The organism is Bacillus massiliigorillae (assembly GCF_000380245.2).
Taxonomy (GTDB): Bacteria; Bacillota; Bacilli; order Bacillales; family DSM-1321; genus Bacillus_AD; species Bacillus_AD massiliigorillae.
The window spans coordinates 84,607-98,165 of the sequence record NZ_HG428745.1 but is presented as its reverse complement, the minus strand read 5'-3'; the positions used below and the strand labels follow the sequence as shown (position 1 = coordinate 98,165).

Below are 13,559 nucleotides of genomic sequence, written 5' to 3'. Positions count from 1 at the left end.
TCTTCCATTTATTAACCATTATGGTATTTATGCAGCCAAAGTACACCAGACTTTAGCATACGCGCTACTCTTCCGGTTATTGCACGATTTGATACTAAACCAAACCCTTGTTTCTTACCTAGCGAACCTAGTACACCATTCAATTTCATTTTAGGGAAACTCTCTGGCAGTGGTTCACCATTCCATTTTTTTGTCAGTACAGTAGAAATTTGCTCCGCTTGACTTTCTGCTAGTTGAGCACTTGGAGCATGGTCAAGACTAGCGCAATCTCCTACAACAAATGCGTTATCGTAATTCGGAATAAGATGTTGAGGAGTTAACTTTACACGACCTTGTTTATCTTTTTCAACATCTAAATCGCGGACAATTTTGCTAGGTTGAATACCCGCTGTCCAAACAATTACGTCACTTTGAATTTTTTCATCGTGATTGTAAAGAGCTTGTTCTTCAACTTTAGTAATATTAGATTGATTAATAATTTCAACATTGTGCGCATCAAACCAGCCTTCTACATAAGCACTAAGGCGTGGTGAGAAGGAAGATAAAATATGTTTGCCACGATCGAATAATTTAATCTTTAGATCTGGTCGACTTTCAATAAGTTCACTTGCTAATTCTACTCCGCTTAGTCCTGCTCCAACAATAGATACTGTTGCTCCCTTAGTAAGACCATTCAAAGTTTGATATGTTGTTCTAGATTTATCGATGGTTTGGATACTATACGTAAATTGATCTGCACCTGGTACATTATGATACTTATCCTCGCAACCTAAGCCAATTACCAGATCATCATACGTAATAGTTTCATCATTATCTAGGATAATAGCGTTATCATTTAACACGATTTCTTTTACACTTCCACTAACATATGAAAGCTGTGGATGTTCAGGAAAAGGAACACGGATATGCTGATCTGGAATTGTCCCAGCAGCTAAGGCGTAAAATTCTGTTTTTAAACTATGATATGGATTACGGTCTATTAAAGTAATAGTAACATCTTCAGGTAGCTGATTTGGAAGGAAACGTTGTAACAGCTTCATGCCGCCGTATCCTCCGCCAAGTATAACTAGTTTTCTCATCGCAAAATCCCCTTTGTTGTTATGCTTGTTTGTTATTTGTACTGGAAGTAATTTATAAATACCCATATATATCACTTCTATATTAAATGGAAAATAGTATAGAAGGCATGAAAACGTCTTCACTTCACTATGTCCCATTATTTCTCCCCATAGCCATTCATAATGTAGTATATCGAAATTGTGACAAAACTACAACAATATTGCGAAAAATCTATAAAGTGAAACAATGAGCATAATTGAATGAAGTGAAAAGCTTTCACTCCTACTAAAGAATCAGAAAGATTTCTGACTATTCAGAGGGTGGATTTAGGAGAGTATTGGTTCATTTTTAAGTAATATATAACCAAAAATAAGTTTCAAAAATTTGACTGTTACATAAAAAGGCGGTAGCATAGCAGAAGGTAGAGAGGTGAAGAAAGTGATAAAGCCAATTATTGAATTCTGTGTAAGTAACTTGGCTCAAGGGGCACAAGAAGCTTTAGAGAAACTCGAAAAAGATCCTAATTTAGATATAATAGAATATGGATGTCTTAATTATTGCGGAAAATGCGATCACTATATGTATGCCTTAGTAAACGGAGATATGGTAACAGGAGATAGTCCTGATGAATTAGTAGAAAATATCTATGAATATTTAGAAGAAAATCCAATGTTTTAATATAATGAATGATAAATTGAAAGAGGGTGTTAGTAGATTTACTCTACACATCCTCTTTTTAGGGTACTTCTGTTTTTTTCACAAACTAGTTACATTTATCTTGTTTTTTAGATTCTTTCATTTCATGGTATCTTTCAAGAGCCATCTCTATTAACTTTGTTTCAATGCTTCTCTTTCTTCTTTCAATAACCATTGAGAAATATTTAATTGCTTCGTCATATTGATTCGTTCTTCTCGATAATTCACCTAATAAATAGAGGATACGTACATCTGAAACCTGTGTGCCTTTATAGTCCTCATTTGAGTAAGATTGAGAATATTCCTCGATTGCCATCTTCATAAAACGTTGTTCTTTCTCTATTTTATTTATCATGCGATATAGCCAAGCTGTACGTAAATGTAATCCAGCGATTACAATATGTTTTTCTTTCTTCAATGAAGCTACATATGCAGCTAATTTATAGGTTTGAAGGGCAGCTGGTATAGTTCTTTCTTGACTAAAATTATGTGGAGTCCAATGAGATTGAATTTTCTCTTGGATGTTTTCTTTAGTAGGTGGTGGAAAATATTTTGAAAAATCTTCAGAATAAGAATATCCGCAATCAGGGCATACAAACACATTATAAAGTAGCCCGTTTATACTTCCCTCTTCGTAAACAGGACAAAAGTCTGTATCGTAAGTATTTACTTTAATAAATTTAGAACGGACTTTCTTTGATGTGAAGTTTGCACTACAAATCGGGCATTGAAGTTTTTTATCATATAATGGTTCTATATTTTCCATCTTAATCCTCTCTTTTCATGGTAATATTTTCTTATGTTCCATTATACTATATGAATAAAGAATCAGAAGGGGAAAGTCAGAATATTTATGAACTTTGCTAGAAGAAACCAAAGACTTGAGCCAAATTCGCTTTTTTGTATATACTTGTAATAGCAAGTAGCTTCCCCAATTTATAAATAGGAGGTTTATAATATGGAACAAATTATAACAATTACTGATGCAGCAGCATTACAAATAAAAGATATGATGAAGAATAATGAAGAAGGTAATTTCCTTCGTGTTGCCGTTCATGGTGGCGGTTGTAGCGGTCTTTCTTATGGAATGGGATTTACACAAGAAGCAAATGAAAATGATATTGAAATGAATTTGCATGATATAGCAGTTTTAGTTGATCAGGAAAGTGCTGGAGTACTAAAAGGAACTGTAATTGACTATAAGCAATCAATGATGGGTGGAGGATTTACTATCGATAATCCAAACGCCATTGCATCATGTGGCTGTGGTTCTTCATTCCGTACAGCGCAGAATGCTGGTAAGCCTGAAGAGTGTTAAGGGAATTTCTCTTATTAACATAGAGAATATGAATTATAGGCCTTCTCGGTAGTTAATGTATAACTATTTGAGGAGGCTTTTCATTGTTTAATTAAAATTGGCTATTCATATTTTAAAATATGAATAGCCAATTCATAATTATTTAAACATAGAAGAGCTATGCATTGGTTGAACTCTTGCTTTTGGATCGATAAGTGATTTTGCATTGTTGACAGCTGTAGGAGCTTCACCAAATCCACACGCAATTAGTTTAACTTTGCCGTCATATGTACAGATATCACCTGCAGCATAGATGCCTGGTATATTTGTTTCCATTTTTGAGTTTACTATGATGGAGTTCTTTTCAATTTCTAATCCCCAATCTTTAATAGGGCCTAATGAGGAAATGAAACCGAAGTTAACAATAAGCGCATCGAGATCGATGACTTCTTTTGTGCCGTTTTCAGCATGTTCAAGGACTATTTGAGAGATTTTCTCTCCATCGCCAATAATTTCAGCTGGTATATGAGGTGTTTTGATGATTACGTCAGAGTTGTTTAAGTTTTCGACACTATGCTCGTGTGCACGGAATTTATCACGACGGTGGACAATATATACTTTTTCAGCGATATTTTCAAGCATTAAAGCCCAGTCAACAGCGGAATCTCCACCACCACAAATAACAACTTTTTGACTTGCGAATTGATTTAAATCATTGATGAAATAATGGAGGTTAGACTTTTCATAAATTGTTGCTCCGTCAAGTTCAAGGCGTCTAGGTTGGAATGCTCCATTTCCAGCCGTGATAATGACTGTTTTGGTATAATGAACATCTTTATTAGTTGTTAGCTTGAATGTTCCATCGACTTGTTTTTCAAGCTGTTCAACGGCTTCTTCTAGAACAATTGTTGGATCAAATTTCTCCATTTGATCTTTTAAATTATCTATAAGTTCTTGAGCCCGTACTTTTGGAAAGCCCGCAACATCATAAATATACTTTTCGGGATAAAGCGCAGAAAGTTGTCCGCCCAACTGAGGGAGACTTTCGATGATTTTGACTGATGCTTGTCTCATTCCACCATAAAAAGCAGTAAATAATCCAGTCGGTCCGCCACCGATAATTGTAATATCATATACTTTTGGTTCTACACTCACTCCAATTCCCCCTTATTTGAAATTTCTCAATATACGATACATTTTAACATAAGAAAGTGCATAAAATACTAATAATATTTAATGGTCTAAATATATCTTTTTGTGTAAAAAGTTATAATGTTTTATTAAAATATTACATTCAATAGAAAAATGGAAATGTTACATGGGAGAGCTGTTGCTTTTAACTATTTATTCGATTTTTATGAATGATAATTGTGAATTTTTACTTTATTATTTTTTGCAAGATATGTGCTTGAAAAAGCATTTAAAAAAAGCTATTATCTATTTGAGGATAATGTTAATTTTTTGTGACCAATTTTTAATATTTTTTTGACTGAGTTAGTGAATGGTTTCACATATAAAAGTCAATTTCCAAAAAATACAATACTAGTAAAGTGATTTTTTGGTAAACATATAAGAAATAATTATAAATAAAACTGTTAGAAGCTTCTCTGCTTATTCGTTTTATTTCTCAATTATATGTTGAAAATCCTTTGTTAGTATAAACAACTATAGATTTATTATCATAATTGAAAGATGGAAGTGAATATTTTGGCAAAGAAGAAAATCGTTATTTTAGGGGCTGGCTATGCTGGTTTAACAACAATAGTACGTTTACAAAAGTTATTAGGTGCAAACGAAGCTGATATCGTATTAGTTAATAAAAATGATTATCACTATGAAACTACTTGGTTACACGAGGCTTCTGCTGGTACGATTGATCCGAATCGTGTTTGTTACCAAATTGATAATATTATTGATTCAAATAAAGTTCAGTTTGTTCAAGATACTGTAGTAGAGATTGATAAAGAGAATAAGAAAGTAATTCTAGAAAATGGCGAGTTAACATATGATTATCTTGTTATTGGTATTGGAGCAGTACCGGAAACTTTCGGTATTCAAGGTTTAGCAGAACATGCATTTACAATTACGAATATGCATACAGCTGGAAAAATCCGTGAGCATATTGAAGAGCAGTTTGCTATTTATAGTAAAGAAGCGGAGCCGAAAGCTGAACGTTTAACATTTGTTGTCGGTGGTGCTGGATTTACTGGTGTTGAATTCTTAGGTGAATTAGTACAAAGAGTTCCTGAGCTATGTAAAAAATACAATGTAAACATCCAAAATGTAAAAATCATTTGTGTGGAAGCTGCACCAACTGTATTACCTGGTTTTGATAAAGACCTAGTAGATTACGCAGTATCAAAATTAGAGAAAAAAGGTGTAGAATTTAAAATTCAAACAGCAATTACGGAATGTACTCCTGAAGGAATCCTTGTGAAAAAAGGTGACGAGATTGAAGAGATTAAATCTTTAACTGTTATTTGGGCAGCGGGCGTAAGAGGAAATCCAATTGTTGAGAACATGGGTATTGAAACAATGCGCGGTCGAGTAAAGGTTAATTTAGATCTTCGTGTACCAGGTGAAGAGAATATCTTTATTATTGGTGATGGTTCATTAATGATTGATGAAGCAGTTAATCGTCCATATCCTCCAACTGCTCAGATTGCGATGCAGCAAGCTGTTACTTGCGCGAAAAATATTACTGCATTAGTACGTGATCAAGGTCAGTTAGAAAATTTTAAAGCAGATATTAAAGGTATGGTTTGCTCATTAGGTCACAATGATGCGATTGGCCTTGTATTCGGCAAGCGATTAAAAGGAACTCCTGCTGCATTTATGAAGAAAGTAATTGATAATCGATCATTATTCATAGTTGGTGGTCCAGGATTAGTAATGAAAAAAGGAAAATTTAAATTCCTATAATATAGCATCTTTTATGAAAACGTCTTACCATGAAGGTAGGGCGTTTTTTTATAGATAAAGGGGGAGATTTGTGTGCGAGAGAGATGTAAAGATGTGTGGTTAGCTGTTTCCGGTATGGTTATTAATGAACAAGGAGAATGGTTAATCGTAAAGAAAAAGTATGGTGGTTTAAAAGGAAAATGGTCTTTTCCAGCAGGGTTTGTTAAAAGTGATGAAACGGTTGATGAAGCTGTTATTCGAGAAATTAAGGAAGAAACAGGAATCGATATAGAAGTATTAGGCTTAATCGGTGTAAGAAGTGGGGTTCTGTCTATCGGATGTAGCGATAATATGCTAATTTTCTTATGTAAGCCTGTGAGCAGTGAAATTGTTACGCAAACTGAAGAATTGTACGAGGCTCGTTTTATGCACCCAGAGCAATTAATGAAAGATGAGAATCGATCGGTTTTACTAGAGCAGTTTCGTCATTTTGATACAAATGATATTAAAGAAGTAATAAATGGTGTGAATCCAGGAAATCATTTTGGATATTTATCTTATAAATTGTTTGTTTAATATTTTTAGTAAATCAAGTTAAAGTTTCAAAAATATTGTACATATGGTTTCTTTTGTAATTTTATAATTGACTGAAAACAATTCGTTCAGTACACTTAATTATGATGTTTCAAAGGGGGCTAGTACTAAATGCAATTAACTATACCATCATTGATAATTTCAATTGTCTTATTTTTTATTTTATTTTTTGGTATTGGATTTTTATTAAATATGTTATTCCGAGCTTCATGGATTATGGCATTATTGTTTCCAATAATCGCATTATATATTATTAATAATGCAAAGCTCATTAACTATTTTAAAGACCCAAGTACTACTTTTGGACATATGGGAGAAAAAGTAACGGGGATTGCAACAGCGGATATCATTATTTTATCCAGTGGTTTCTTAGGTGCTGTAGGAGCAGGGGTTACAATGAAGTATTTACGTAAAAAAGGATATCAAATGTTTTAATGAAGCACAGTGTAGTAGGAACTGTGCTTTTTTCTATGTGCTAAAAGAATCGGTGCCGGCTTTTCTAATTGTCTAGCTCCAGCGCCCAGCGACTAGTGTACTTCGCGCATCTCCCTACGATAAGTCAACATCGAATCGCTTATCAGCTCTTCGTGTTTCCTTTATCTCAGTCGAAGTACTCCAATCTATACGTCGCAAAACGGATGCTTTCGCTTTTCTATGAATATTTTCTTTTCTTTTAGGAAACAAATATTTCTGAGAGGAGTGAAGGAAATAATTCATGACACATAGGAGAATTATTTTTAAGACAATCATCTTAATAGTACTTTTGCTGTTAGCTCTACAATCAACATATACTTACATTTCTGGAGTGAGTGCAACGAATGTGATTCAGTATTTACAGAATCATGTTTTGAGTGTGAATTCGAAATCCAGTGAAGAGAAGCATGCAGTAGTGAGTACAGCTGTTAAGGCTTCTACTATTGAAATGCCTAAGACTTTGGAAGAATATTTAGGTTTAGATTTAAAGCAGTACGAGAAAGCTAGCGTCGTTGCTACAGGTTATACGGCTGGTGTTGAATCCACTGGAAAGACTGTTAATCATCCGTCATATGGTATTACCTATTCAGGTGTTAAGGTCAAAAGAGATGTATATTCAACGATAGCGGCTGATTTAAATGTGTATCCTATAGGCACAATTCTTTGGATTCCTGACTACGGATATGGAGTTGTTGCAGATAAGGGAGGAGCAATAAAAGGTAATCGTCTTGATTTATATTATGAGACAGTACAAGATGTATATGATGAATGGGGTAAACGAGAAGTAGAAGTATATATTATTCAAAGAGGTACAGGGTCATTAACTGAAGATGAATTGACGGCTTTAAATGAGAAAGAAGAAGTCCAAGTTTTTCGTCAACAGATTACAAATAAGCAAAAGAAATAATGATATGAAAGAGGCCGTCCTATAAGTCTAGAGGACAGCCTTTTTGCTTTGTAATGACAACCAGTTATAGTAAATAACTTCATTTATTTAGTCAGCTCTTAAGAATCACTAAATTGATCTGGATGTAATAAGTTAGCGAGTTTTTTTAATCCTTCAAGTAATCGTGGTGATGGTCTGCAATATAAATGTTCCTCCATTATGTTGATGTTTCCAGTTTGAATAGCGGTAATTTGTTCCCAGCCTTCTCTCTTTAATACAAGTTCTGGTTTAACACGATGCTGAGCTACTCCTACCCAAGCAAGGAGGATATAATCTGGATTACGCTGGATTACATCAGAATGCTGTACTTGCGCACTTGCTACATCGATTGTATCAAAGATATTTCGACCACCTGCTAATTCACTGATTTCGGTTAACCAATTCTTACCACCAGGTGTGAATAAAGGATTTGGCCACCACTCCCAATACAGTTTTTTCTTATCCATTATTGAATTAGATATGCTTCGATATTTCTCTATTTCCGCTAGAAATAAAGAAGCTTGTTCTTTAGCTTTGTCGGCTATTCCCAATGCTTCGCCGACGATGATTAAATCTTCTGCAATCTCTTGAAGGGAATTTGGATTAAGAACAAGATGTGGAATACCTCGTCTTTCTAATTCCGCTACATTCTTTTCCATTCCAGGTACACTTAATGAAGCAAGAACCAAATCGGGTTGTAATGCTTCGACTTGATCCATATTAATTGATAAATCTGGTCCTAGTCGTGGAAGTGATTGTATGGATTCGGGATAGTCTGAATAATCATCAACGCCTATTAGTAGATTTTCAATTTGTAAAGTTGCACATAATTCTGTATTGCTAGGGCATAAAGAAATGACTTTCATGGTATACTCCTTCATTTAATATAGTAAATAATGAAGTAACAGAGCGATGAAAATTCCTGTTAAAGCACCGAAAAAAACTTCTATGGGCTTATGTCCAAGCAATTCTTTCAACTTCTTCTGCTTTTCTTGTACGGCTTGTTCTTGCCAATGTTTTGCTTCTTGAACGAAAGTTTGAAAGTCATGAACTAGTTTATTTAATACGGCAGCTTGTTCACCAGCCTGTCTTCGAACACCGGTTGCATCAAACATGGTGATAATTGCGAATATGGTTGCTACTGCAAAGATAGGAGAGTCTAAGCCTGTTTCTATAGCGACTGCTGTAGCAAGAGCCGTGACAGCAGCTGAATGAGAACTTGGCATACCACCAGTACTTGTTAATAATGACCAATCAAATCGACGAGTAGCAATGTAACCTATTGGTACTTTTACAAACTGTGCGAAAAAAATAGCAGTGAGAGATGCGATTATTGGAAAATTCCATACTGCGCTCATAAGTCTTCACCTTCTTTATTTTAATTATAATGCTTATGGAATGTTTTATATATATGGAAGGCATTATTATATTAGGTTGTTTAAATATATAGACATTATGTCTTTATATAAAACATATTTTGTGTATTTCATTAGTATAAAGAAATTGTATGAAGTTACATAACTTGTTTTGTAAAAAATATGAATTTGTTTTCCGAATTTTGTTAAAGGAAGTAGATCCAACCATACCATCTAAAATTTTTTGTTTTATAATAATTTTAAGCGTAAGATTAATGATTGAGCATATGTACTTGAGTAAAGAAGTAAACATACAGAAAAGAACGTATAAAAAATTCTGTATATTGATATTTTTTAGTGAAATAACTAGTTATTGGAGGAATATTCATGTTTTCTATGCAAAATCAATGGAATTCAGAGTCGGAGATTGAATGTTTGATTGTTGGAGTCTATCATCCAAGTACAATGTTAAAGGGCATTCTGCCAGCTTGTAATGCCGCGATGAATGATGATTTAATAGAGCTAATAAAAAGTGGAGATATTTCTACTACTAAGAAAGCCATCACAACCATTCCCACACTTGGAAAAGTAAAAACGAAGCGGATTATTTTTGTTGGATTAGGTAGAGAATCGCAGTTAACGGAAGAAAGCTGGAAGGAAGGAGTAGCTAGGGCTTTTCGTAAGGTGAAGGATTTACGATTGTCATCTATTACAGTTGATATAGATTCTTTAACAGGAAGTTCGATTACATTTGAAAGAGCTGCGGCACTTTTAGGTGAAGTGTATATGCTGTCTCTTTATACATTTGACGGCTATAAGCAAAGCAATAAGAAATCATCAAGTAGTATTGATCAGTTCAATATTATTTCGAATGAGAATCATCAAGAAATACATAATCAACTAAAAAAAGGTTTCGTATACGGAAAAGCGACGAACTTTGCTCGTACACTAGTAAATTTACCACCTAATATTTTAACGGCCACAACACTTTCGCAGTATGCAGAAGATTTAAGTAAACGATATGGATTTGAATTGGAAGTTCTAAATAAAGAAGAAATGCAAAATTTAGGTATGGGAGCATTATTAGCTGTTAATCAAGGGTCAGTTGAACCGCCAGCAATGATTGTTCTGAAGTATCAAGGAAAGCCAGAATGGAAAGATGTTATTGGGTTAGTAGGAAAGGGAATAACGTATGATACTGGAGGATATTCACTTAAACCTCGTGAAAGTATGGTAGGGATGAAGTCCGATATGGGAGGAGCAGCAGCAGTTCTTGGTGCAATGGAGATTATTGGTGAACTAAAGCCAGAACAAAACGTAGTAGCAGTAATTGCATCGACTGATAATATGGTCAGTGCGACTGCAATGAAACCAGATGATGTTATTACTTCTTTAAGTGGGAAGACGATTGAAGTATTAAATACAGATGCTGAGGGACGACTTGTACTAGCCGATGCTGTTACATATGCGAAGCATCATGGAGCTTCGTATTTAGTCGATATAGCGACTTTAACAGGTGGTGTAGTAGTAGCGCTAGGAAATGAGATGACGGGTGTATTTACGAATAATCAAAGCTTTCTCAAGCAAGTACAAGATGCTTCCGAAAAAACTGGAGAACCAATGTGGCAGCTTCCGATTACGGCAAAAGATCGTGATCGAGTGAAGAGCAGTAAAATCGCTGATTTGAATAATTCGCCAGGTAGAGATGGTCATGCCATTATGGGAGCCGCTTTTGTTGGTGAGTTTGCTGAAGACACACCATGGGTGCATTTAGATATAGCGGGTACTGCAACAGTGAAGAAACCAAGTGAATTACAAACATATGGTGGAACTGGTGTAATGACAAAAACATTAGCTCAGTTAGTTCAAGATTTTAAGAAATAATCAAAAACAAGAGGTGCCCTATTACTTTAGGGCACCTCTTGTTTTCAGATATTTTGCCACTTCATTGATAATGTGACTGTACAGCAGTTATTATGTTGTTCTTTTGGCTTCAATGTAATGGTGATTCCATTTGGATTATAGTAGATATCTGAGTGGTTTTTTAGGGCTAATGTATTTATCATTTGCTTGACTTTCTCTGTTTTCGATTGTTGAGCAGCTTCGATTATTTCTTTAGAGAAGCTTGTAGAATTTGATAATTGATTCGATAATTTTTGAGCATCATTTAGTAAGTCCTGAGATTGATGCGCCGATTTCATAAATATAGTAGGGTCAACTGGAGGATACATGACTCGATGCTCGAAATTTGCTGGATAATAGAGCGGTTGCTGTTGAGGAATGATGTAGTAGGCAGGAATATAAGGATTGTAGGGAGTATAATTAATATAGGGTAGTTTGTGCACGTATTATCACCTTCTTTTCATAAATCCATCTTTTCATGAAGTTTAAAGAATAAAAGAGCTATAAACATGATATGACGTACAAAAATAATTATGCTCTCGGCTATCCTGTTGAAGAGATGAATTCACATATTTAGAATCAAGAAAAAAGACATGAGAAATAAACTATAGGGGGATTTATTAATGGATTTAAAAGGTACATTAATTGAAACACTTGGAATGGAAATAACAACATTGGAAGCAGGAAAAGTTATTGCTACAATGCCTGTGGATGACAGAACTAGACAACCGTTTGGACTTTTACATGGAGGAGCATCAGTAGCGTTGGCTGAAACAGTGGCTAGTGTTGGTGCCTTTCAGCTTATTGATCAAGAAAAGCAAGCTGTAGTAGGTTTAGAAATTAACGCCAATCATATACGCGGTAAAAAAGAAGGTGTTGTTACAGCGATTGCAACAGTTTTACATCAAGGAAGAAAAACAATGGTATGGGATATAAAAATAGTGGATGAAGAAGAAAAACTAGTTTGTGTATCAAGATGTACGATGGCTGTTATTGATTTATAAACGAAAGCTTTGCTCGGTGGTGCTTCGTTATCACCGAACAAAGCTATGATGTAGATTATTATACTTTTAATGTTTTAGTGATATCGAATAATTCTTTGATTTTCTTATGATGTACTTTGTTTGGAGCTATTTCAATTACTTTATTACGTATTGAACAGAGGAGAGGTGTATCGATTTGAGCTACTTTTCCGAACATCCAGGAATCTTTAACGACCTTCCTCGTACGTTCCAATCTTTGCTCTTCATAGTTTTTAAAAGCTTGTGTTATGTCGCTTGCATCTTTTAGGCAAAGAGCTAAAAATAAGGCGTCTTCAATTGCTTGTCCAGCGCCTTGGCCCATGTTTGGTGTTGTAGCATGAGCCGCATCTCCTAACAGTAAGATGCGGTTAAAGGCGAACTGATAGATTGGTTCTAAATCATAAATATCACGATGATTAATAAACTCATCTGATGTTCGTTCAAGTATCGTTGGGATTGGATCATGATAATTAATGAAATTATAAAATAAATCGGAGCTTTTCCATTGCTTAAATTCTAAGTCGTCAGCCAGACAATTTTTTAAAGCATACCAATACATCCGATTATTAGATAATGGAACAATGCCAATTCTTCCTTTTGGTCCCCAAGTTTCTGTAAATCTCTTCTCAATATAATTTGGGCAGTTTTCAGCTATTCCACGCCAACAGGTATATCCAGCAAAGCGTAGTTGTTTATCTGGAAGAAGCTTTTGTCTAACAGTTGAAAAAATCCCGTCACTAGCAATGAGATGACTAGCTGTAGAGATTGTCCCATCTTCAAAATAAAGTGTGATAGAGTCTTCATGCTGTTTGAAATCTTTCAGTTTTTTATTAAAAACAATCGTATTGGGTTTTAAGCTTGATGCAAGTATATGAGTTAATTCAGACCGTAGTAAAAATGTATAGTTCGTAGTTTGAGACCCATCATATGTTAGCTCTGTAAGTTTTTTACCTCGATCTGAGCGAATAGTACATATGTTTTCTGCATAACCGATTTTACGTATATCATCTCCAACATCTAAGAAATCAAGTGATGTTAATGCGTTAGCTCCTAGAATGATTCCCGCTCCAACTTCTATTAAATCATGATGCTTTTCGTAAATGGTGACATCATATCCGGTTTTTTGTAATGCAATTGCCGCACTGAGTCCCCCAATCCCTCCGCCTAAGATTGCAATATGACCCGGCATTAGTATCCTCCTCCAAGAAATCAATAAATTTTTAAGTGTGTATCAAATATTTCAATGGTAATATATCTAAAAAAATCAATTTTTTAGTATTTATCGACAAACTTTCAAATTTTTGAATATGATTAGTAAAAAAAGAAAAAGGAAG

At 34.6% G+C, this 13,559-nt stretch carries 15 protein-coding genes; 8 read left to right on the top strand and 7 right to left on the bottom strand.

Annotated features, from left to right (window positions below; all coding sequences use genetic code 11):
• Positions 1 to 11: 11 nt before the first annotated feature.
• Positions 12 to 1,079: an NAD(P)/FAD-dependent oxidoreductase gene (locus tag TX86_RS21965; RefSeq protein ID WP_042352447.1), complete on the bottom strand. Its 1,068-nt coding sequence runs from the start codon at positions 1,077 to 1,079 to the stop codon at positions 12 to 14.
• A 418-nt stretch (positions 1,080 to 1,497) separates the two neighbouring features.
• Here TX86_RS21965 and TX86_RS21960 point away from each other — a divergent pair, with 418 nt between their 5' ends.
• Positions 1,498 to 1,737 (top strand): YuzB family protein, encoded by a 240-nt coding sequence (locus TX86_RS21960; protein WP_042352446.1) that lies wholly within the window; start codon positions 1,498 to 1,500, stop codon positions 1,735 to 1,737.
• 85 nt (positions 1,738 to 1,822) lie between these two features.
• On the opposite strand, the gene TX86_RS21955 is transcribed toward TX86_RS21960, so the two are convergent.
• Positions 1,823 to 2,521, bottom strand: coding sequence for a DUF2225 domain-containing protein (locus tag TX86_RS21955; protein WP_042352203.1), 699 nt, complete (start codon positions 2,519 to 2,521; stop codon positions 1,823 to 1,825).
• Between the two features lie 192 nt (positions 2,522 to 2,713).
• On the opposite strand from TX86_RS21955, the gene TX86_RS21950 reads away from it, so the two are divergent.
• On the top strand, positions 2,714 to 3,073 hold the full coding sequence (locus TX86_RS21950; RefSeq protein WP_042352202.1) for a HesB/IscA family protein: 360 nt from the start codon (positions 2,714 to 2,716) through the stop codon (positions 3,071 to 3,073).
• Between the two features lie 138 nt (positions 3,074 to 3,211).
• Here TX86_RS21950 and TX86_RS21945 read toward each other — a convergent pair whose 3' ends face one another.
• On the bottom strand, positions 3,212 to 4,207 hold the full coding sequence (locus tag TX86_RS21945) for an NAD(P)/FAD-dependent oxidoreductase (protein ID WP_042352200.1): 996 nt from the start codon (positions 4,205 to 4,207) through the stop codon (positions 3,212 to 3,214).
• 537 nt (positions 4,208 to 4,744) lie between these two features.
• Between TX86_RS21945 and TX86_RS21940 the strand changes: the two genes are divergently transcribed.
• The 4 genes from TX86_RS21940 (at position 4,745) to spsC (ending at position 7,928) form a co-directional block, all read left to right on the top strand.
• Positions 4,745 to 5,974: an NAD(P)/FAD-dependent oxidoreductase gene (locus TX86_RS21940; protein WP_195892940.1), complete on the top strand. Its 1,230-nt coding sequence runs from the start codon at positions 4,745 to 4,747 to the stop codon at positions 5,972 to 5,974.
• A 72-nt stretch (positions 5,975 to 6,046) separates the two neighbouring features.
• A complete protein-coding gene (locus TX86_RS21935; protein WP_042352197.1) occupies positions 6,047 to 6,529 on the top strand; it encodes an NUDIX domain-containing protein in 483 nt (160 codons plus the stop codon).
• A gap of 129 nt (positions 6,530 to 6,658) precedes the next feature.
• Positions 6,659 to 6,982, top strand: coding sequence for a YuiB family protein (locus tag TX86_RS21930; protein WP_042352195.1), 324 nt, complete (start codon positions 6,659 to 6,661; stop codon positions 6,980 to 6,982).
• A gap of 280 nt (positions 6,983 to 7,262) precedes the next feature.
• Positions 7,263 to 7,928, top strand: coding sequence for a stationary phase survival protein SpsC (gene spsC, locus TX86_RS21925; protein ID WP_042352193.1), 666 nt, complete (start codon positions 7,263 to 7,265; stop codon positions 7,926 to 7,928).
• Between the two features lie 98 nt (positions 7,929 to 8,026).
• On the opposite strand, the gene TX86_RS21920 is transcribed toward spsC, so the two are convergent.
• Both TX86_RS21920 and TX86_RS21915 read right to left on the bottom strand, forming a co-directional pair.
• A complete protein-coding gene (locus TX86_RS21920) occupies positions 8,027 to 8,812 on the bottom strand; it encodes a cobalamin-binding protein (RefSeq protein ID WP_042352192.1) in 786 nt (261 codons plus the stop codon).
• A gap of 15 nt (positions 8,813 to 8,827) precedes the next feature.
• On the bottom strand, positions 8,828 to 9,304 hold the full coding sequence (locus tag TX86_RS21915; protein WP_042352190.1) for a divergent PAP2 family protein: 477 nt from the start codon (positions 9,302 to 9,304) through the stop codon (positions 8,828 to 8,830).
• 384 nt (positions 9,305 to 9,688) lie between these two features.
• On the opposite strand from TX86_RS21915, the gene TX86_RS21910 reads away from it, so the two are divergent.
• On the top strand, positions 9,689 to 11,185 hold the full coding sequence (locus TX86_RS21910; RefSeq protein WP_042352188.1) for a leucyl aminopeptidase: 1,497 nt from the start codon (positions 9,689 to 9,691) through the stop codon (positions 11,183 to 11,185).
• Positions 11,186 to 11,229: 44 nt separating this feature from the next.
• On the opposite strand, the gene TX86_RS21905 is transcribed toward TX86_RS21910, so the two are convergent.
• Positions 11,230 to 11,646, bottom strand: coding sequence for a YuzC family spore coat inner layer protein (locus tag TX86_RS21905; RefSeq protein WP_052343832.1), 417 nt, complete (start codon positions 11,644 to 11,646; stop codon positions 11,230 to 11,232).
• Between the two features lie 180 nt (positions 11,647 to 11,826).
• Here TX86_RS21905 and TX86_RS21900 point away from each other — a divergent pair, with 180 nt between their 5' ends.
• Positions 11,827 to 12,207 (top strand): hotdog fold thioesterase, encoded by a 381-nt coding sequence (locus tag TX86_RS21900; protein ID WP_042352187.1) that lies wholly within the window; start codon positions 11,827 to 11,829, stop codon positions 12,205 to 12,207.
• Positions 12,208 to 12,265: 58 nt separating this feature from the next.
• Here TX86_RS21900 and TX86_RS21895 read toward each other — a convergent pair whose 3' ends face one another.
• Positions 12,266 to 13,414: an FAD-dependent monooxygenase gene (locus TX86_RS21895; RefSeq protein ID WP_042352185.1), complete on the bottom strand. Its 1,149-nt coding sequence runs from the start codon at positions 13,412 to 13,414 to the stop codon at positions 12,266 to 12,268.
• Positions 13,415 to 13,559: the final 145 nt, after the last annotated feature.